The 18,957-nt window shown below is 38.2% G+C and carries 23 protein-coding genes, 1 tRNA gene and 1 riboswitch; of the genes, 6 read left to right on the top strand and 18 right to left on the bottom strand.

All coding sequences use genetic code 11. The features are described from left to right. Window positions 1-157: 157 nt before the first annotated feature. Window positions 158-243: riboswitch (glycine riboswitch) on the bottom strand. 117 nt (window positions 244-360) lie between these two features. Next, window positions 361-2,058 (top strand): DEAD/DEAH box helicase, encoded by a 1,698-nt coding sequence (locus tag FS458_RS07395; RefSeq protein WP_144699120.1) that lies wholly within the window; start codon window positions 361-363, stop codon window positions 2,056-2,058. Next, window positions 2,027-2,803 carry a YqhG family protein gene (locus FS458_RS07390; RefSeq protein WP_144699118.1) on the top strand — a complete coding sequence of 259 codons (777 nt, stop codon included), beginning with the start codon at window positions 2,027-2,029 and terminating at the stop codon, window positions 2,801-2,803. Before FS458_RS07395 ends, FS458_RS07390 begins: the two co-directional genes overlap by 32 nt. Window positions 2,804-2,849: 46 nt before the next feature. On the opposite strand, the gene FS458_RS07385 is transcribed toward FS458_RS07390, so the two are convergent. Genes FS458_RS07385 through comGA form a run of 9 tightly spaced genes read right to left on the bottom strand, consistent with a single transcriptional unit; the run spans window position 2,850 to window position 7,570 of the window. Beyond that, window positions 2,850-3,038, bottom strand: coding sequence for a YqzE family protein (locus tag FS458_RS07385; RefSeq protein WP_066396097.1), 189 nt, complete (start codon window positions 3,036-3,038; stop codon window positions 2,850-2,852). A gap of 46 nt (window positions 3,039-3,084) precedes the next feature. Continuing rightward, window positions 3,085-3,603, bottom strand: coding sequence for a shikimate kinase (locus FS458_RS07380; RefSeq protein WP_186320482.1), 519 nt, complete (start codon window positions 3,601-3,603; stop codon window positions 3,085-3,087). A 2-nt stretch (window positions 3,604-3,605) separates the two neighbouring features. Beyond that, on the bottom strand, window positions 3,606-3,980 hold the full coding sequence (gene comGG, locus FS458_RS07375; RefSeq protein ID WP_144699114.1) for a competence type IV pilus minor pilin ComGG: 375 nt from the start codon (window positions 3,978-3,980) through the stop codon (window positions 3,606-3,608). Further along, window positions 3,973-4,470, bottom strand: coding sequence for a competence type IV pilus minor pilin ComGF (locus FS458_RS07370; protein ID WP_144699112.1), 498 nt, complete (start codon window positions 4,468-4,470; stop codon window positions 3,973-3,975). Before FS458_RS07370 ends, comGG begins: the two co-directional genes overlap by 8 nt. Further along, window positions 4,397-4,729 (bottom strand): hypothetical protein, encoded by a 333-nt coding sequence (locus FS458_RS07365; RefSeq protein WP_144699110.1) that lies wholly within the window; start codon window positions 4,727-4,729, stop codon window positions 4,397-4,399. The genes FS458_RS07370 and FS458_RS07365 overlap by 74 nt, the downstream gene beginning before the upstream one ends. Next, entirely contained in the window at window positions 4,713-5,171 is a 459-nt protein-coding gene (gene comGD, locus FS458_RS07360) for a competence type IV pilus minor pilin ComGD (protein ID WP_144699108.1), read from the bottom strand. Before comGD ends, FS458_RS07365 begins: the two co-directional genes overlap by 17 nt. Next, window positions 5,168-5,470, bottom strand: coding sequence for a competence type IV pilus major pilin ComGC (gene comGC, locus FS458_RS07355; RefSeq protein WP_144699106.1), 303 nt, complete (start codon window positions 5,468-5,470; stop codon window positions 5,168-5,170). Before comGC ends, comGD begins: the two co-directional genes overlap by 4 nt. Window positions 5,471-5,481: 11 nt before the next feature. Continuing rightward, window positions 5,482-6,513 (bottom strand): competence type IV pilus assembly protein ComGB, encoded by a 1,032-nt coding sequence (gene comGB / locus FS458_RS07350; RefSeq protein ID WP_186320481.1) that lies wholly within the window; start codon window positions 6,511-6,513, stop codon window positions 5,482-5,484. Further along, window positions 6,464-7,570, bottom strand: a complete 1,107-nt coding sequence (gene comGA / locus FS458_RS07345; RefSeq protein WP_144699102.1) for a competence type IV pilus ATPase ComGA — start codon at window positions 7,568-7,570, stop codon at window positions 6,464-6,466. Before comGA ends, comGB begins: the two co-directional genes overlap by 50 nt. A gap of 123 nt (window positions 7,571-7,693) precedes the next feature. On the opposite strand from comGA, the gene FS458_RS07340 reads away from it, so the two are divergent. After that, a tRNA-Gln gene (locus FS458_RS07340) sits at window positions 7,694-7,768 on the top strand. Window positions 7,769-7,807: 39 nt separating this feature from the next. Here the strand turns inward: FS458_RS07340 and FS458_RS07335 are convergent. Then, window positions 7,808-8,197 (bottom strand): Spx/MgsR family RNA polymerase-binding regulatory protein, encoded by a 390-nt coding sequence (locus FS458_RS07335; RefSeq protein WP_144699100.1) that lies wholly within the window; start codon window positions 8,195-8,197, stop codon window positions 7,808-7,810. A gap of 185 nt (window positions 8,198-8,382) precedes the next feature. Between FS458_RS07335 and FS458_RS07330 the strand changes: the two genes are divergently transcribed. Next, window positions 8,383-8,631: a DUF2626 domain-containing protein gene (locus FS458_RS07330; RefSeq protein ID WP_066242314.1), complete on the top strand. Its 249-nt coding sequence runs from the start codon at window positions 8,383-8,385 to the stop codon at window positions 8,629-8,631. A gap of 33 nt (window positions 8,632-8,664) precedes the next feature. Here FS458_RS07330 and FS458_RS07325 read toward each other — a convergent pair whose 3' ends face one another. Together FS458_RS07325 and FS458_RS07320 are read right to left on the bottom strand one after the other, a co-directional pair. Then, on the bottom strand, window positions 8,665-9,750 hold the full coding sequence (locus tag FS458_RS07325) for an SAM-dependent methyltransferase (RefSeq protein ID WP_144699098.1): 1,086 nt from the start codon (window positions 9,748-9,750) through the stop codon (window positions 8,665-8,667). Between the two features lie 2 nt (window positions 9,751-9,752). Further along, a complete protein-coding gene (locus FS458_RS07320; RefSeq protein WP_144699096.1) occupies window positions 9,753-10,385 on the bottom strand; it encodes an MBL fold metallo-hydrolase in 633 nt (210 codons plus the stop codon). A 71-nt stretch (window positions 10,386-10,456) separates the two neighbouring features. On the opposite strand from FS458_RS07320, the gene FS458_RS07315 reads away from it, so the two are divergent. Together FS458_RS07315 and FS458_RS07310 are read left to right on the top strand one after the other, a co-directional pair. Further along, a complete protein-coding gene (locus FS458_RS07315) occupies window positions 10,457-10,885 on the top strand; it encodes a hypothetical protein (RefSeq protein ID WP_144699094.1) in 429 nt (142 codons plus the stop codon). An 86-nt stretch (window positions 10,886-10,971) separates the two neighbouring features. After that, entirely contained in the window at window positions 10,972-11,157 is a 186-nt protein-coding gene (locus FS458_RS07310; RefSeq protein WP_066242324.1) for a DUF2759 domain-containing protein, read from the top strand. 107 nt (window positions 11,158-11,264) lie between these two features. Here FS458_RS07310 and FS458_RS07305 read toward each other — a convergent pair whose 3' ends face one another. From FS458_RS07305 to FS458_RS07280, 6 genes are all read right to left on the bottom strand, one after another. Next, window positions 11,265-12,458 (bottom strand): M14 family metallopeptidase, encoded by a 1,194-nt coding sequence (locus FS458_RS07305; protein WP_144699092.1) that lies wholly within the window; start codon window positions 12,456-12,458, stop codon window positions 11,265-11,267. Between the two features lie 101 nt (window positions 12,459-12,559). Then, window positions 12,560-14,473 (bottom strand): LTA synthase family protein, encoded by a 1,914-nt coding sequence (locus FS458_RS07300; protein ID WP_260858504.1) that lies wholly within the window; start codon window positions 14,471-14,473, stop codon window positions 12,560-12,562. 477 nt (window positions 14,474-14,950) lie between these two features. Then, window positions 14,951-15,910 (bottom strand): ROK family glucokinase, encoded by a 960-nt coding sequence (locus FS458_RS07295; protein ID WP_144699090.1) that lies wholly within the window; start codon window positions 15,908-15,910, stop codon window positions 14,951-14,953. A gap of 12 nt (window positions 15,911-15,922) precedes the next feature. After that, window positions 15,923-16,114, bottom strand: coding sequence for a YqgQ family protein (locus tag FS458_RS07290; RefSeq protein ID WP_137788894.1), 192 nt, complete (start codon window positions 16,112-16,114; stop codon window positions 15,923-15,925). 105 nt (window positions 16,115-16,219) lie between these two features. Beyond that, entirely contained in the window at window positions 16,220-17,683 is a 1,464-nt protein-coding gene (locus FS458_RS07285) for a spore germination protein (RefSeq protein ID WP_144699088.1), read from the bottom strand. Window positions 17,684-17,838: 155 nt separating this feature from the next. Beyond that, window positions 17,839-18,882 (bottom strand): M42 family metallopeptidase, encoded by a 1,044-nt coding sequence (locus tag FS458_RS07280; protein ID WP_144699086.1) that lies wholly within the window; start codon window positions 18,880-18,882, stop codon window positions 17,839-17,841. Window positions 18,883-18,957 lie beyond the last annotated feature (75 nt).

The following is an 18,957-nucleotide window of genomic DNA, read 5'->3' as shown; positions in this document are numbered from 1 at the left end:
TCATACTTAAAAATTTTCAGACTTTTCTGGACAAAAAAAGGACAGAAAGACCCCTTAAAATGGGATCCTCTGTCCTGCAACCTGTAAGTTTCTCAAAAAATTCTTTGAGTTTCTTCGTTGGTGGCTTTCATCTATTAAAAAGCACTCTCCAGAGATGCGTCTAGCAAGAGTCTTTTTGCCTGAGAGTTTCACAATTGTTTGCTCCTTCGGCGCCGCTAACGCAGTCTCTCCTCTTACTTTCATTCGCGAGTATGTTATTGTCCAAGGTCGCACATACTATTACTATGTTTACTACATTATTATCCTATCATTTTTACAAAAGGAATGGCAACGAACTTTTTTAAAGAAAGGAAATCCGTTATGAAAATCGACGTTCAGTTTCAGCGAGAATGGCATGATGACTTTTTAAAGCGTGTGGAAGAAGATGGACCTTGGGCCAATTGGGAATTATATAATTTAGCTCTTGAAGCCGAACACCACTTAGCAATTCCTGATTTCCTTGGCCTTCAAGCTCCAGATCACCTCCCACAGATGACTTTTTTGCCTCATCAGCTGGACGTTGCGACTACCGTTATTGAACAGATGAACGGAAAAGCAATCTTGGCAGATGAAGTAGGATTAGGAAAAACGATCGAAGCAGGATTGATTCTAAAAGAGTACATGATACGCCGGCTCGCTAAGAAAATTTTGATCCTCGTTCCAGCATCACTCGTTATTCAATGGACGAACGAGCTGAATCAGAAGTTCTTTATTCCTGCGATCGCTCAGAAAAAAGCGTATGTATGGGAGCAATGTGATGTAGTCGTATCTTCCATTGATACTGCAAAACGCGCACCGCATCGAGATATCGTTCTTAATCAAGACTATGATCTAGTTATCATCGATGAAGCGCACAAATTAAAGAATAAGAAAACGAAAAACTATGAATTTGTACAGTTATTAAAAAAGAAGTTCTGCTTATTATTAACGGCAACTCCTGTACAAAACAGAGTTGAGGAGATTTTTAATCTTGTATCCCTATTAAAGCCTGGCCATCTAGGTAACCGAGAAAACTTTGACAAAGATTACAAGGAAGATAAGTATTCGCTTAAAAATGAAGAAAAGCTCAAGCAGCTCGTAAATAAAGTGATGGTCCGTAACCGACGAGAAGAGACTGGGCTGAAATGGCCGAAGCGTCTTGTTCAAACCATTCCTATTACATTATCAAAAACAGAACGTGACCTATACGATGAAATCTCTCAACTAAAAAAAGATTCTTACTTTGACCGAAGTAAATTTTCTATCGTCACCCTGCAGCGGGAAGCATGCAGTTCGCGTGAAGCTGTTTTTCTAACTTTGAAAAATATGCTTCAAAAGGATGTTTCAAACTCGTTAATGGAACAACGAGTCTTAGAACTAATGAAAAAAATTGAACTTGTTGATCAAAACTCTAAAGCTCTAAAAGCGTTAGAACTGATTCAAGCGATCGATTCCAAGGTCATCATTTTTACAGAATATCGTGCTACACAACTTTATTTACAGTGGTTTTTACAACAGCATGGCATCTCTTCTGTACCGTTTAGAGGAGGATTCAAGCGAAGTAAAAAGGACTGGATGACTCATCTCTTTCGGACAAGAGCACAAGTCTTGATCGCAACAGAAGCCGGTGGTGAAGGAATCAACCTTCAGTTCTGTCAACATATCATCAATTACGATCTGCCATGGAACCCGATGAGGATCGAGCAGCGGATCGGACGTATCCATCGTATCGGACAGCAAGGGGACGTTCATATCTATAACTTCGCTACGCAGAATACGATTGAAGAGCACATCTTAAACTTGCTGTATAACAAGATCAATCTTTTTGAGAGTGTCATTGGGGAACTTGATGAAATCTTAACAAAATTTGAGATCAAGAACATAGAACGCCATATTGCAGATATCATGAATACGTCTGAAAGCGAAGGGGAGATCCGAGTAAAGATGGATAATCTGGCTTCCTTGATCAACCTTGATGGCGGTATCAAACAGAAAGGATGGGAAGAGCATGCAGCAGCACGAGATTCATCGCTTTCTTGAGCGCTATTTTGATGCGAACGAATGCAGAATTCAAGAGAAAAACTTTAGTTATATGAAAGTTCAATTGACCACTGAACTTGATAAAGTTTTAATGAATCGTCCGTTCTACTGGCACTATCTCGAAAAAACGGGAGGTACCCCGAATCCGATGACGTTGACTCTAGTCACCGGTCAACAGCAAGCTCCTGATGGAAAAGGTGAATTTATCCACTTTGGTTCACCTAGACTTCATCAGATCTTTGGATCGACAAAGAAGCTCGCCTCTTTTATTCGACTGTATGAATCTGTTCCTCAGCAAGGAGCACAGGTACCTCTGCAACCCTGGTTATGTTTGAACGTTAAAGTTACGTATCAGTGTGATCAAAAGAAAGATCAAGTACTTTCATACGGGATACAACTGATCAACGGGACGATTGAAGATCACTTTCATCAACGTCTTCAAAAGATGCTGTTAACGAAGAGAATTCCTGATTTTTGTTATACCCTCTCTCCGTTTATCAAGCCACAGAGTGCAATAAAAAGATTAGAAAATCAAATACAGGAAGTGATTGATAGAGATGATCACACGTGGGCTGAGGATGCTAAAAAAAGATGGAATGAAGATCTCGAACTATTAGAGAGTTTTTATGAGGATTCTTTAACGAAACCTGAAGCCTATCACATTGAAAAAGAAGCACTTCGTACCCAATATGAGCCACAGATTATCGTGGAGATCATAAATGGCGGACTTTTCTATCTTGCCTAATAAATAAGAGCCGGGAACTGTATCCCGGCTCTTCCTTTTTCCAGCCTTATTTCTTTTTCTTTCTTCGAAACACTAAACCGAGACCCATCGGAACGACCCCAAATAGATAAGTAAGCAAAGGTTCGCGTTCATTTTTTTTTGTGATACGCCTTTCCTTTCTTACTGATTTTGGTTCATCCAAATATTTGACGACCCTCTGTGTAAGAAACTTGATAACATCTGATCCTGCAGCCATTGGCAAAACTCCCTTTTAGAAGCATTCACATTCTAGTTTTGGCCAATTATTGTACGTTTAAACGGCTTAACTTTTCTAAAATTTGGTCGCATACTTCTTCTGTTGTTAATTGATCTGTAACAACCTCGATATCACTTTTTTCATAATGTGAACTTCTTTCGTTAAAGAGTTTTTGAACTTCTTCTCTTGTTGAAGTTAATAGGATTGGCCTCTTGTTTCTTTCTTCTTCCGTCATCAACCTACTCCAAAGAATCGGAAAACTCGTTTTTAAGTAGATGACAATCCCATTGTTCTTCATGTACGTTAAGTTTTCTTCTCTTACGACCGCACCCCCTCCAGTCATAACGACAGCATGTTGTACGGGAAGTTGGCGAATAGCAAGAGACTCGTAATTACGGAACGCCTCTTCCCCTTCGTTCTTAAATATTTCTCTTATCGTTTGTCTCCGATCTTTTTCCACTGTCGAATCAACATCATATGGTGGAACCTCTAAACGTTTTGAAAGCTCTCTTCCTACAGATGTTTTTCCACAACCCATGAAACCGACTAAATATATGGTGTTCAATTTTAACCCTCCACCCATTTTGTAACGCTTTTCTGGGTTACATTATAATACACTTTCACCTTTTTTGTAGACTGTCGAGTTGTAACAGCTTCAACCGTAAACATCACTTCATTAACAGATGTTTTCGTAAAAACAACCTTTAATAGTCCCTCGTTAACGTTTAGTGTACGTTCTGCCGGATAAACCGCGAGTTCATCTACCCAAACAAGAGCACGATCCACACCTTGCTGAATCAGACGGACTTGTCTATATTGCTCTTCCTGCATATAAACAAACTGTCGTTCTGACGCTACTTTTTCTGTTAGGTAACTAAAGAAAATTAATAGGATGAAGCAAAGCGTTAGAACGAGCGGATATATCATTCCTCTCTCATTCATGTCTAATTCTCCTAAAGCCACGACGTGCTTGGTTTCCTTCTTTATCCGTCAGCGTGACGTACACATAATGCTCTTCTATTTCTTCTACTTTCATCTCTTGAATATTTTGAACCCAAACTTCGTGACCTAATCCATTAACTTGTTTTCGGATAAGAGAATGATAACGTGTGAAACTGATCACTTCACCGGTAGACAGTGTAATGAACAACGCGTTGTTGCGCACCTCAAAAGTCGCAGCTTCCCTTATTTCTTTTCCGATCATTGAAAAAAACAATGCAGTTTCTTCAGACTGAACGGATTGTGGTTGTTTTTGTAGATGAGTTAACAACATTGTGATCATAAAACTTGTTACGATTAAAATTCCTAATGCGATCATCGATTCTACGAGCGTATAACCGTTCTTGTTTGCGGGGATTTCAGAATGAACTCGCACACGTTGTATAGTTTTTTTGGTTTGAACCTCTGAACGAAATACAAGTCTCGTATTCATCCGTCACACCTTTTCTTGTTAATAGCTGAAACTCAATGCCGTTATCAATCCAATAACGCTCATCAGACATACGCTGTGATATACTTCTCATGCCAGCTGCATGGTCTGCTTCTGTCATCGCATATAGAAGTTGCTCTGATGTTCTTTGTTCTTGATATGAAATATAGATGAAAGGCAAACATATTGAAAATACTACTGAGATCAACAAAAGGCTAAACATAGCTTCAATCAGTAGATAACCTTTATTGTTTAGCAACATAAAATTTACCTTTGCCTAATTGAAAAACCATCTTATACGAAGAAGTAGCAGAGTGAATATAGAGAGTCCCCGCACGACTGATATTTCCATTCTGATTAAATTGCACAGATAATAACATTGAATAACTCTCGAACCAGATATGTTTTGGAAAATTCTTTTTTACAGGTTCTTTACTGCCGTTCCCTCGCACTTCATATTTATGTTTTTCATTATCGATCGATAAGTTATAGATCCGGTTCTCATTTACTGCTTTTTGCTGCATGTGAACGATGTCTTTTTGAAACGTACGGATGAAATATTCGGTCTCCCGATTCTTTCTAAAACGATCATACGAAGGGTATGCAACCGTACTGATCATACCGATGATTAAAAGTACGATCATCATCTCGATCAAACTAAATCCTAACTGTTGCTTCTTTATTTTTTCTAACTGTGCGTTCACTCTTCATCGCTCACTGAAACGACTCCTTTACTATCGATAAGCAAAGGTTTTTTGTCTGGACACGTTATAGTATCAATATATCCGCCATCTTTCAGTTCTTCTATCGTAGGCAGTGCATTTTTCTCTGCCTCATACGCTCCAACTTGTCCTTGCACAAGATCGATGGTTGCTTCACAGCCTAACGATTTTACGAGACTGTTATTCTTGGTCATACTCGGCAGGGCGATAAGCATCAGTACCGAAATGATCAAGAGCACGATCATCATTTCTATTAAAGTAAATCCTTTTTCATTATTCATATTCTTCCTCCTCATAATGCTTCCATGAGTTTAAACATAGGCAATAACATAGAGGCAAACATTAATAAAACAAACACTCCGATCCCTGCAAATAGGATGGGTTGAATTCTTTGCAAGGAAGAATAAACCTTTTCTTCTAACTCTTTAAAAATCCACTCGCCATAAGAGATTAACTCTCTGCCGAGCTCTCCATGAGCTAATCCAAAGCGGACAATCTCAGCCAGTTCACTCTTAAAATAGGACCTCGCAAGCAAAAGCTCTGTTAGTTCGGATCCATTTAAGAGACCTTTCTGTAGCCTCTGACTCTCCTCTTTAAAAAAACCTTTGTTTAAATGTTTCTCCATTACAAGAAGAGCATCAGATACAGATAAGCCACTTTGCAGCATCGAGCCGAAGTTCACACTAAAGAAATGTGTGTTCATTAACAAAAGAAATTGTTTTAAGATGGGGATTCTCATAAGTAGATCCATCTGAGTAGAAGGCTTTGCTTTCTTTCTCATAACGATCAAAACGATCCATGATGCGATGCCTAAAGTTAGGAAACACAATCCGATGAGTGGCATGCTTCCTAGAAACATAAGCATCCATTTCGTAAACAACGGGGTTTTAACATCTAATGATGAGAATAGTATAGAAAACTGAGGAAATAGAAATTGATAGAATACGATCGCGATCCATACGGTAAGGAATAGCAGGAATAGAGGATATCTAATGGCTTTGTTCAAACGGGCACGCCAATCAGCTTTTTTTCTCAAAAAATTTCCGTTCTCCATAAGACTTTTCGTCAAATTGCCATTCGCACTGTTTATGGATAATGAACTTACTATTTCATTTGGCAATTGTAATGGTGAAAAGATCTCGATCACAGACTGACCAGAAGCAAGGATCTCCAGCATGTGATCAGCATCTTCTCGCCGTTTTTGTGGAAGCTGTGACCTGACGAGCTCTATGCTCTTATTAATGGTATAGCCTTGATCTAACAAAAAACCAAGCTTATAAAGAAATGTCCCTTGAGAAGCCCGTTTCCAGCCCCTTCTTATCACTTTGTGATTCTCCTCCCATCCATCTTTCATAGCTCTCTTTTGTCACATAGCCTGCTGCAAAAGCATGGTTAAAATAAAATGAGAGATTTTTGTAGGTAGTCTTTTCACGACTCACCTTATTTAAAACAGAGATTAATTCCTGATTACAAAGCATCTCGTAGATTCCGGCTCTTCTATACGTTCTAGACTTAAAACAAAAATCAACACACTTTTCCCCGCAAAACGGACATGGTATCGAGATCAGACGCTGTGACACGATTCCCATCAACGTTTGTTGCAGTTCTGATTCTTGAATACCAAATTCTCGAAGACGCTCGATACAACCGATACAATCTGCAGCATGCATCGTAGACAGAACAAGATGTCCAGTCAGTGATGCTCGAATAACGAGCCTCGCTGTTGCTTCGTCTCTGATCTCACCGATCATAATCACATCGGGATCGTGACGCAATAATGACTTGAAACCTTCACCGTATGTCAGACCTGCTTTTTCATTAATTTCCATTTGTAAAAACGTATCAACTTTGCGTTCTACGGGATCTTCCAGTGTTACTACTTGCCGTTTATAGTTTTTTTGCAGGTGATGAAGCAAGGAATATAAGATGGTGGTTTTACCTGATCCGGTTGGACCAGAGAACAATAATAGACCACTGGAACGTTTAATGAGGGATAAAAGTTTCTGAAACATGTGAGGAAAAAGTGATAGTTCATGAAGAGTTATTGTTTCTTGCTGAGGAAGCAATCGTATGACGAGTGATTCATTAAATGCGGAAGGTATAGATGAAAAACGAAGATGTACATTAACATTATTGATCATAACGTCCATTGATCCGCTCTGAGGCCTTCGATGTTCGCCAATGTCCATTCTTGCGGAATATTTAAAATGCTGAAGAACTCTGATGTACTCTTCTTGAGAAAGCGTTCTGTGTTCAATCAGTCGATCATCTATTCGAAATTGAACGATACCCCCTTTTTTGATTGGTATAAAATGAATGTCTGATGCTTTCTGAATAGATGCCTCATGCAGGATTGAATTGCCTAACAACTTAATTGGCAAGCACTATCATCTCCCTTTTATTTTATTGAATAATCATTTCTCTCATAAAACGACAATTCCTGCATTTTTTCAAAAAAGATATGTATATAAATTTCGACACAGCTCATACTAGTATTGTTGCATTGGGCTATAGCCAAGCGGTAAGGCAACGGACTTTGACTCCGTCATGCGTTGGTTCGAATCCAGCTAGCCCAGCCAAAAAAAAATAACACTCTTTAAAAGTAAAGAGTGCTATGCTCAGGACACATGACTTGAAATGTGTTCTTTTTCTTTTGTTGCACATAATTTTTTCATATCTCCAGGACTATAACCCGCTATGAGCTGTTTACCATCTGTTACTAACGGTCTTTTTAAAAGTTTAGGATTTTTAGTCAAGAGCGTTAATAGTTCATTTGTTGAAAGATCATAGATATCAACATCTAGTGATTTAAATGACTGACTTCTTTTAGCCAAGATATCTTCTGTTCCATACTTTGTAAGTTTTAATAGCTCTCTAAGCTCTTCAACAGTTGGGGTTTCTTTGAATAAATGTCTTTCATCAAACGAAACTTTATTTTGCTTAAGCCACATTTTCGCTTTGCGACACGAAGTGCAGCTTGGGTAGGTGTAAAATGTTATAGAACTCATCAGACTCACTCCTTTTGGTTTACATTACCTTTAAAAGAGGCATAATAAACCAAAAAACAGCTAATATTCATGAATTATCTTTTAATTGTGTATTTATCCGCTTACAATTGGCATTTACAAGTGAGTGGAAACTCATATATAATACTAAAGGATACAAGTATTGGCGAAAAAAGGAGGGGATACATATGTCAAGAATGTATAAGGTTTTAGGATTCTGGACTGGAATCATCGGAGTCATGGCGTATCTAGGTGATATGCAAGACATGGCGTTATTGTTCTTAGGACAAACGATTATGTTCGTTTCTTTAGGGTATTTGAACTTATCTGAGCGTATGTATATTTATATCTTTGGTGCTTATTTAACTGTTTTCTTTGTTGGTTTTACATACTGGTCAACGTTTATGATGACTCCTGGCGCCGGTGGAGGACATTAATACGTTCTCCGAAGCATCAAAAAAAGCAGGCCGTTATAATACGGTCTGCTTTTTTTGTTGTATAACTTGAAATCCATTTGCTAGAGTATGATCGAGTAGGAATGAACGAATTGCCCGATTTCTCTTATGCTCTAACGAGAATGGATCTCTATTTTGTGTATCCTGTAGCAGAGATAATAGTCCTTCTTCTAATAAGAAGTCTCCTTGATTCTTTACGGGAAGTGTAGTAACACCCGAATCATTTCCTACTCTTATCACTTGTTCCCAATCTATGTGGTACGTTATATCCATCATCCCGGGAAATGCTAATGGATTGCTTTGTATTTGATGTCTATAATAGCCCCTAATACTTCCTTCTTTTAAACGTATCGTGTTCCATTCTTCGCCTATCAAACCGTAATCGACAAAGAATAAGCAAGTCTCTATTTCTATCCATTCGTAGAGGTTTTTAAGCCAAAATAGCATTGAAAAAGAAATTTCAAGTTCATTCGCTTTATCTCTAGAGCAAAAGATTTCATCTAACTTTTTTTGTAATGATGAATTCTCTACTTTCTTATAAAGAAAACGAAGTTCATCCGTGTTTTTTTGAAGAGATACTCCTTTTTCATACCATTCATCATTCTTTTGTTGAAAAATCCGAAGCGGAAACGCATCAAGAACTTCATTTGCAAATATAATCCCCCTAAATGATGGGTATCGCTCTATAAGTTCATTCAATGAACTTAGAATGGTAATGGGGTACTCAGCTAACTTCGCTTCTAATATTCGTCTGTGATAAGGACTAGGTTCTACAATGACATACGATATATGTTCGACTGATTGCGAATACCAACTCTCTAAAACTTGCTGAGAAAAGTGACCACTTCCTCCTCCAAACTCCACAACGATTGGCTGAAGGTTCTGATCCGCTATCGTTCTTATGAATAAGTCAGCCCACACCTTAGCAAATACATCTGACACAAGGCTAGCTGTATAAAAATCACCGTTCTTTCCAATCTTCGTGTTCTCTTTCATATAATAGCCCTCTAGCGGATGATACAGGGCATGTTCCATGTACTCTTCCATCGTTAGCCATTCGCTATCTGCCAATTTTTTTTGTAACAAACTCGTGTTAGGCACGATTAGAATCCGCTTAAGAATGGATTCGAGTCCATTTCCATTCCAATAGTGGTCTCAGGGCCATGACCTGATAACACGACCGTTTCTTCTGGCAGATTAAGCAGTTTTTCATGAATGCTGTTGATCAATACTTCCTGATCCCCGCCATGTAGATCTGTTCTTCCAATGCTTCCTGCGAACAAAGCATCACCGGAAAAAACAGCACCACTGCTTCTTAAATAATACGAAACACTTCCAGGAGAATGACCAGGGGTTGTTAATACCTCAAATGAGAAGTTGCCGATCTTTAAGGTATTATCTGTATGCGTTAGAATATGGCTTGCTGGCTTAGCCGTTATGCTTTGACCAAAATATTTTGATCCATTCTTTTTTGTGTCACTCAGCCAATCAGCTTCTTTTTTATGAACATACAACGGAATGTTATATTTTTCACGCACGTCATCAACAGCTCCAATATGATCAAAATGAGCATGCGTTAACAAGACGGCTAAAGGTTTTACTTTTAATGACTCTATGGTCTGTATGATTCTTTTTCCTTCACTGCCTGGATCAATGATCACTGCTTCTTTATGATTATTGTAGATAATATATGTATTCTCTTGTACAGGTCCTACCGTTAATTTTTTCCACTTCATTTTCAAGCCTCCAATTGCAAGTTATTACTTTCTATCTTACACTAAAACAAACAATATTTCGGAGGAAACACATGAAAGTCTTTTTCGGATACGAAAATATGGATACGCCCGCTCCTATTTCTGTGCATGATCAACAAGAAGATTTGATCATTTCTTCTCAAAGAGATGATGAACTTTTTGAAGCAATCCCTTTACTTTCAATCCACCCTTTCAGAAAGACTCTATTATTTGAGGATTATGGGTTCACTTCTGACTCAGATCGAACGTATCTTTATCTTGATATGATCTGTGTCTTTTATATCAAGGAAGGTGAAGAGCAAGAAAAAGCAATGTTTTTACTTCAAACAGAAGAAGAATTAATTATTGAGTTCACAGATAATGAACAGCAGTATTTGGTCGTTGGGAACCAGCATAAACCCCTTGTTAAAAAGTGGGCTTCTGCCTATAAACTAACAATTGAGTTCATTTTGTTCCAATGTGCACTCGACAAACCAGAATAAAACAAGTAAAATAATACAAGGTTATACCTGTGTGAAAGCGTTATACATAGGATTGGTATTACTCCAGAGCAAGGGGGCACAGAATAATGGGATTAGCCATTATATTCGGCTTAGTAGCTATTCTAGCTGCGTTGGGACTATTGCGTTCGTTAAAAATTAAAAATTTAATGGCAGCTGGTTTTGCTTTTTTAACGTTTGCAGTTTTTGGCTGGTTTACAGTCATGACTGTTCTGGACGTTTTAGTAGGCAGCGGCGGCTCTACAGGCCATTAAAAACTCAAAAAACCATCAGAATTCAATTTCTGATGGTTTTTTCTTTCTTTTAACAACCATAAAGTTGGTTGATGTGAAGCAATATTTCAAGAAGTCTAAATTCTATCTTACATGTATAGAGCTGCTAACAAGATACCCCTTGTATCTTCATAAATCGTATCAAACTGTCTTAATGGAAGCGGGTTAACCCCTATTCCAAGCTCAATCGTGAATCCCGGCTTTCTGTACTCTTGAATGAACCAATCTTTGTAACCAGCATAACTATCCACATACCTGATCGCTTTATAGCCGCTAACCCTTTCAAATTCAGCGGCGATCTCTCCTGAGATCGGCATAGGTTCTTCCCCTTCAAAACCCCAGTATAGTTCTTTTCCTTGTGTATGCAGAGCCACCACTCGATTAAATTGGTGCTTTTCTGTAATCTCTGCCATCACTATTGCTTCTGGTTCACTTAACGGAGCGTTACCAGGATAATCTCTTGGTGCAGGTGAAGTTGGTTTTCTTACTTGTTCAAGCTCCCACCTTGCCGGAAATTGATTATTGAGATCTACACCGCGAATATTTGCTTTCCAAGCAGAAAAGTCTTTGCTTCCTTTATTTAATTTTAAAACAAGCTCTCTCCATTCGGGATTTTCAGGGAGACCATTCAAAACGAGATCGACACCATCCGGATCGACCATAGGTACTGCGTAAAGTGTAGTATTTCTATATAGGTCCGAAGCTTTGTGTCCATTCAAAACTTTATCACTTGTTAGCGCAGCTGCATATTCATTGATAAACTTCATCAGAACTCCTGAAGTAATCCATTCGTTTCCATGAAACGAACCGTTAATGTGCACTTTCTTTTTTCCATTTCCTATTATAAGCATATCTATAGGTTGGCCGAGAACAGATTTACCAATCTCCTGTTTTTTTATGAATGGATAAACGTTAATAAGTTTATCCATATCATGATTCAGTGCAGCTGTATTGTACTTTCTCTGACATTTTATAGATGGATACGGCAGCATTCTAGGAATATTGATGATGTCCTTTGTAAATATTTCCTTTGGTTTCACAGTTGGATTAACTAAATATAATGCATCTAAAGGAATATCAAATTTATCTGCTATTGAAAAAAAAGTGTCGCCATTTTTAATCTTATATTTTTCTAAAAACATTCCAGGGATCTCTATACTCTCCCCTGCAATCATACTTGCTGCTGTGACGTTAGGATTAGAGTCTTTGATCAACACGTAAGGGATAGATAATAGACGTGAGTAGTACCAGAACGAATCGCCGTTACGCATGACAATTTCCAAACATAGCCCTCCCTTAAAACATTCCTCTTTAAGATGTATGTTCACGTAAAGCAGTTATGCAGAAAAAAAGCACTCAACCGAAGTTGAGTGCTCTAATGTCTTTACTGTTTTTGCTTTTCTTCTTGTATAACAGCTTTATCTTTTGCTTTATCTTTATCGTAGAATCTTAGTAAATCTCCATATATGATACGGTCAGACATATCAAGTTCAGTCTTAGCACGTTCACTGTATGGTTCACAAGCATTATTCTCACCTTCAACAGGTTTACCCGTTGATTTGTCATAACACTTACCATCTGTGAACACATTGTCTTTAGTGATATAAGAATTGTCACGAAGCACAGCGAAATCTTCTCTCTCTTTAGAGAACAAATCTGAGCCAAGCTGTATGTCACCCTTTGTATCAATACCTAGCAAGTGAAGAATCGTTGGTTTAAGGTCGATCTGTCCACCAACTGTATCCATCGTCTTACCTTTTTCACCTGGCATGTGAATGATTAATGGTACTTTCTGCAATTGAGTAGACTCAAAAGGAGTGATTTCTTTTCCTAAGAATTGACCCATCGCATCATTATGGTTTTCAGAGATCCCATAATGGTCACCATACATGATAAAGATTGAATCTTCATAAAGACCAGCTTCTTTAACATCATCAAAGAATTCTTTCAAAGCTTCGTCTGTATAGCGAACGGTTGTAAAGTAACGGTTAACTGTTCCATCGTTAGAAGTCCATTCTGGAATCGTTTCATCTTCCTCTTCTAATGTGAACGGGAAGTGATTTGTTAACGTAATATATTTTGTATAGAACGGTTTGTTCATTGCTTGCATTTCTTTTAGATGTGGAATGGATTGTTTAAAGAAATCTTTATCTTTTAGGCCCCATCCAATTGAATTCTCAGGAGTTACTTCAAAATCTTTTAATGAATAATAACGGTCGTAACCGAAATTATCATACATAATATCACGGTTCCAGAAACTTTTATTATTAGCATGCTGTACGGATGAATAGTAACCTTGCTCTTTTAAAATTTCTGGTGTTGCATTGTATTGGTTCTGAGAGTGTGTAAAGAAAACTGCACCACTTGGAAGTGGGTATAAAGAATTATCTAATAAAAACTCTGAGTCAGACGTTTTACCTTGCCCTGTTTGGTGATAAAAGTTCGGGAAGTAATAACTGTCTTTGATCAGGTCATTCATAAACGGTGTGATCTCTTTGCCGTTTACAGATTCATTAATAACAAAGTTCTGTGTTGATTCAACTGAAATGACGAAAACGTTCTTGCCTTTTGCTTTTCCGAACATCTCAGGATTTGGTTCTTTATAATTGGCACGTGAGTAGTTCTCGACATCTGTAATTTCACTTCCATCAGCAAATGCACGCTGCGCTTTAGCTTTAGATTGGATAATGGAATCATAAATGTGATAGTTATATGAACCGATGTTTTTAATCAACATTTCACGGTCAAACGTACGAGTTAACAACTGCGGTCTTTCAGTTTCTGCGATACCAACATTCACGATAAAAAATACGATTGCAGCAGCAAAAGTAATCGTGATTTGCTTCCGTGAAGCACGTGCAGGTCGGTAATCAGCTCGTCTCATGAAGTAAGCCAAAATGACGATGTCGATGAATACCAATAAATCAGTAGGTTGTATCAACTCAAATACACTATTACCTAAATCACCCATGTTGCTAGTTTGGAACAAGACTGGAATGGTAATAAAGTCATTAAAGAAACGATAGAACACCATATTGGCATACATCACAAAACTCATGATCGCACTGACTGCAACAATCATTCTTCTGTGCGTTCTTCCTTTAAAATAAAGCGTTATTCCTAAGAAAAGAACAATCGAACTAATTGGGTTAATAAACAGGATTAACTCTTGAACTTTGTTGTCCATAGGCAGTTCAAATGCTGTTTTATAAATGATAAATGTTTTAATCCATAATAAAGCAATTGCTATAAAGAAGAATCTATATTCAGCAAAAGCTTGTTTCATTTTTTCTTTCATATGTTCTCTGACCTCCTCAATCAAAAAGAACTCTCGTTTTCAATTTATTCCCTCTTAACTAGTCTCTCTTTGCATCCGGTAAGCATTGATCAAGAATGTAAATTCATCTTTTACATATTTACAAAACCTTAATCAAAGGATTACATAAAGAGTATATTAAATGGTTTCACACAAGAATTCAATACCCTTACGTACTATTTCAAGATTCTGACAAATAGGACAACAAAACTATATTAGTTTTACCCCTTTTTTAAATCCATAAACCATTAGACGAACTTCACTCAAAAAAGTTTCAAAAAAACGAAAACGAACCGCACTGAAGCGGTTCGCTATTATTACGTCTCTTAAGAAGAAATCACTCATTATATATGTTTGAGAAGATCTCACTAAAAAACTTTGCAAAAGAAAGTTCCTTCTATTTACCTATAGAGACCTTCACGTTAAATCTAGACTTTTTTGTTTCTTAAACAAGAATGATCAGCGATTGTGTTTGGCTAACCAAGCTCCTCCGATGACACCAGCGTCGTTTCCTAGCGTAGCTACTTTCATCTCAGCGCCTTCAGCAACTCTTGGAAGTGCAAAGTGTTTAAATTTCTGCTCCAACCGCTCCATTAAGGTATGACCCGCTTTAGAGACTCCTCCACCGATTACGATCTTACCTGGGTTAATGCTGTTAGCAAGGTTTGCTATTACTAACCCTAAATGAAAAGTTACTTCATCCAACGTTTCAATTGCCGCTTTGTCATCCTTTTCAGCGGCTGCTACAACATCTTTAGCTTTTATCTCACCATTCTCTTGCAAAAGAGCATAAAGAGAAGAAGATGTGTCTTGAAGAGCCTTTTCTTTTGAGATCCGTGAGATTCCTGTTGCTGAAGCTATTGTTTCAATACATCCTGTACGCCCACAGTTACATGGGGCTCCACCTTCTGGAATCGCCGTTATGTGACCGATCTCACCAGCCATACCATTCGTTCCATGCATGATATGTCCATTTACGATAATTCCGCCTCCGACTCCTGTACCTAATGTAACCATCAGTACGTTTCCTTCACCATCACCAGCACCACGCCACATTTCTCCGATCGCAGCGATGTTAGCATCGTTATCAACGATAACAGAAAGGCCCGTTGCTTTTTCAAGCTCTTCTTTCAACGGATAATCTCTCCAACCGATATTTACAGCATGATAGATGAAACCTGTTTTCATATCAATGAAACCTGGCGCTCCCATACCAATGGATTCAAGCTTTTCTTTAGGTTCAGATAGTTCTTTTAGTTTTGAATGGATAGAGTCAGTAATATCCATAACGATATGCTTTCCATCTTCATTTATATTCGTAGGGATTTCCCACTTCTCTACAATATGACCATCTAAGGTTACAAAAGCGATTTTAATTGTTGTTCCACCTAGATCAACACCTACTAACCATTTCTCCATCTGTCTCATCCTCTATTGTAATTTATTGTGTTCTGCTCGAATAATGATGATCGCATTTTTGAATTCGTTTACATCAATGAGTTTTTGCTCATAGAGTTCTCTGACCTCTTCTTGGATTAATTCTAAATCAGCTATCTTGTTTCCGGTATATATATAGGTTCCAAACCTTTTTAACAGCTGAAGAACATCATACATTGTTTTCATTATAATCACCTTTGTCATTATAACAAATAATATAGGGAAAGATGCAAGCCTTTGCACACAATTTACATAGAAAAAGACAGCTGAAGAATGTTCAGCTGTCTAATATTAACGATCGGGGTCTTTCGGGTGTAATACGATCGGTCTTCTGTTCTTTAGAGGCATAGGAATTCTTAAGATCACATCTCTGATCGCTTTTGGGTTGAAGGGGATAAACGGCCAGAGGTACGGTATATGAAAGGATTTGAACGATACAAAGAATAATACAGCTAATGTGAAGCCTATTATATATCCAGGTACACCTAACAATGCAGTTAAACCTAATAAAGAAAGCCTTAATAATCGATTTGCTAAACTAAGCTCATACGTAGGAGTAGCAAATGTTCCGATTGCAGCTACTGCGATATAGAGCACGACCTCATTTACAAATAAACCTGCTTCGATCGCAACTTGTCCGACCACAATGGCTGAGACTAATCCTAGTCCGGTGGAAACCGATGTCGGCGTATGTATGGTAGCCATCCTGAGCATATCCATACCCAACTCGATGATCACAAATTGCAAAAACAAAGGAACAACACCAATTTCTTCAGGACCTATGAATGATAAATTCACAGGTAAAAGTTCCTTGTGTACGGAAAATAGATACCACAACGGCAGCAAAAATATTGAAATCCAAACAGCTAAAAATCGCACAAATCTTAAATATGCTCCAACTACAGGTTTCTGCCTGTATTCTTCTGCATGTTGCAGATGATGCCAAAATGTTGTTGGGGTGATCAAGACAGACGGAGATCCATCTACATAAACTAAAACATGGCCTTCAAATAAATGAACGGCTGCTGTATCTGGTCTTTCTGTATATCTCACTAACGGATATGGATTGAGGTGACGGCCACAAATAAATTCTTCGACCGTTTTCTCACCCATCGGAAGTCCATCTGTATCAATCTTTTTCAATGATTCCTTAATACGGTCAACGATATGCGGATCTGCAATATCTTCAATATAAGAAATACATACATCGGTCTTAGAGCGCCTTCCGATACTCATGTACTCCATTCGGAGTGAACGGTCACGAACTCTTCTTCTTGTAAGTGCGGTATTGAATACGATCGTTTCAACAAAACCATCTCTTGCTCCTCTTACAACACGCTCAACATCCGGTTCTTCAGGTCCTCGAACCGGGTACGTTCTAGCATCGATTTGAAGGATTTCCGAAACTCCCTCAACGATCAGAACTGTCGGACCACTTAATACCCAATCGATTCCTTGATTCAGATCATCTGACGTAGAGATTTCTATATAAGGCAGATAAGTCTTCATCAGTTTTACAAGTGGATCCGGATCTAATTGACCTGGTTCAAGATCGGCTAGTAACTTCATTAAATAATGAAGAATATCATCTTTAACGAATCCATCAACCATGAATAAAGCCATTCTTCTTCCGGCATATTCTAAGTCAAGGTGTATGCAATCAAAACTGATGTCCACGCCTAATTGGTTTTTCATATATTGAACGTTTTCATCAAAATTTGTTGAAAGAGGTTGTTTTTTTGGCAGATAAGACATTTTTTCATCACTCCTCTGCCTATCATCCTTCACTTTCTTTTCCTGTTTCATACCTTGGTGAACTACGATTATTCTAGAAGCCATCATAAGTTCAACTTTGGAAGGACTAGACAGAAAAAAAGAAAAACCCCTAGCTATGGCTAAGGGGCTGAAGGCTAAACTAGAGGAGACTTCAAATAAGTGTGAATAAGCTCTGCTGTATTTTTTAATGATTTGATATGTGTTCGCTCAAAAGCATGAGATGCATCGATCCCAGGTCCAATCAGGCCGTGCACAATATCGGCTCCAGCGCGAATGGCTGCTGTTGCATCTGAACCATAGTAAGGATAGATATCAACTTTATATCCGATATTATGTTTTTCTGCCAAACCAACAAGATGTTTTCTTAACCCATAATGGTAGGGTCCACCAGAGTCTTTTGCACAGATACTTACAGTAAATTCGTCTGTTGCCTGACCATCACCGATCGCACCCATATCTACCGCTAAGTACTCCACTGTTTCAGTTGGTATGTTTGAATTACCGCCATATCCGATCTCTTCATTATTACTGATCAAAAAGTGGGTCGTATAAGGCAGCTTGGTTGATTGAGTCTTCAATTGTTTGATCACATGCATTAAGATCGCAACACTAGCTTTGTCATCTAGATGACGCGACTTCACAAACCCACTTTCTAATTGTTCGAATCTAGGATGGAAAGAGACAAAATCCCCAACAGAAATCCCCGCTTCTTCAACATCTTTTTTAGAATGAAACTCTTCATCTACGCGAACTACCATGTTCTTTTCATCACGCTTTAGTTCATTCATTCCTTTGTAAACATGAGCAGCTGTTTGGTGCATCATGATCGTGCCGTTGAACACTTTTCCTGAATTCGTATGTATCGAACAATATTCGCCTTCAATCGTATTCCAGTAGAACCCGCCGATTAAGTCTAATTTAAGACGGCCATCGCCTTTAATCTCTTTTACCATAGCACCTAACGTATCAACATGAGCAGTCAGCAGGCGGTGTTTTGAATCATTCTCACCTGGAATGGTCGCGATGACAGCACCTTTATTGGTTGTTTTATGCATCACCTGATTTACTTCAAAGAATGATTTCATAAAATTGATTGCGGCTTCTGTATTCCCAGATGGGCTTGGGATATGTACGAGTTTTTTCAAATAGCTTACGATCTCTTTTGTTTCAACTTCCATTAATCTAACCCCTCTCGATTAACCGCTCCATACGTTTTCTTTAACTCAGGCCTTCTAATTTGAACAGGATTGCAT

The organism is Fictibacillus phosphorivorans (genome assembly GCF_007673525.1).
GTDB lineage: Bacteria > Bacillota > Bacilli > Bacillales > Fictibacillaceae > Fictibacillus > Fictibacillus phosphorivorans_C.
The sequence above is the reverse complement of the archived record's forward strand: the minus strand, read 5'-3'. Positions and strand labels throughout refer to the sequence as shown.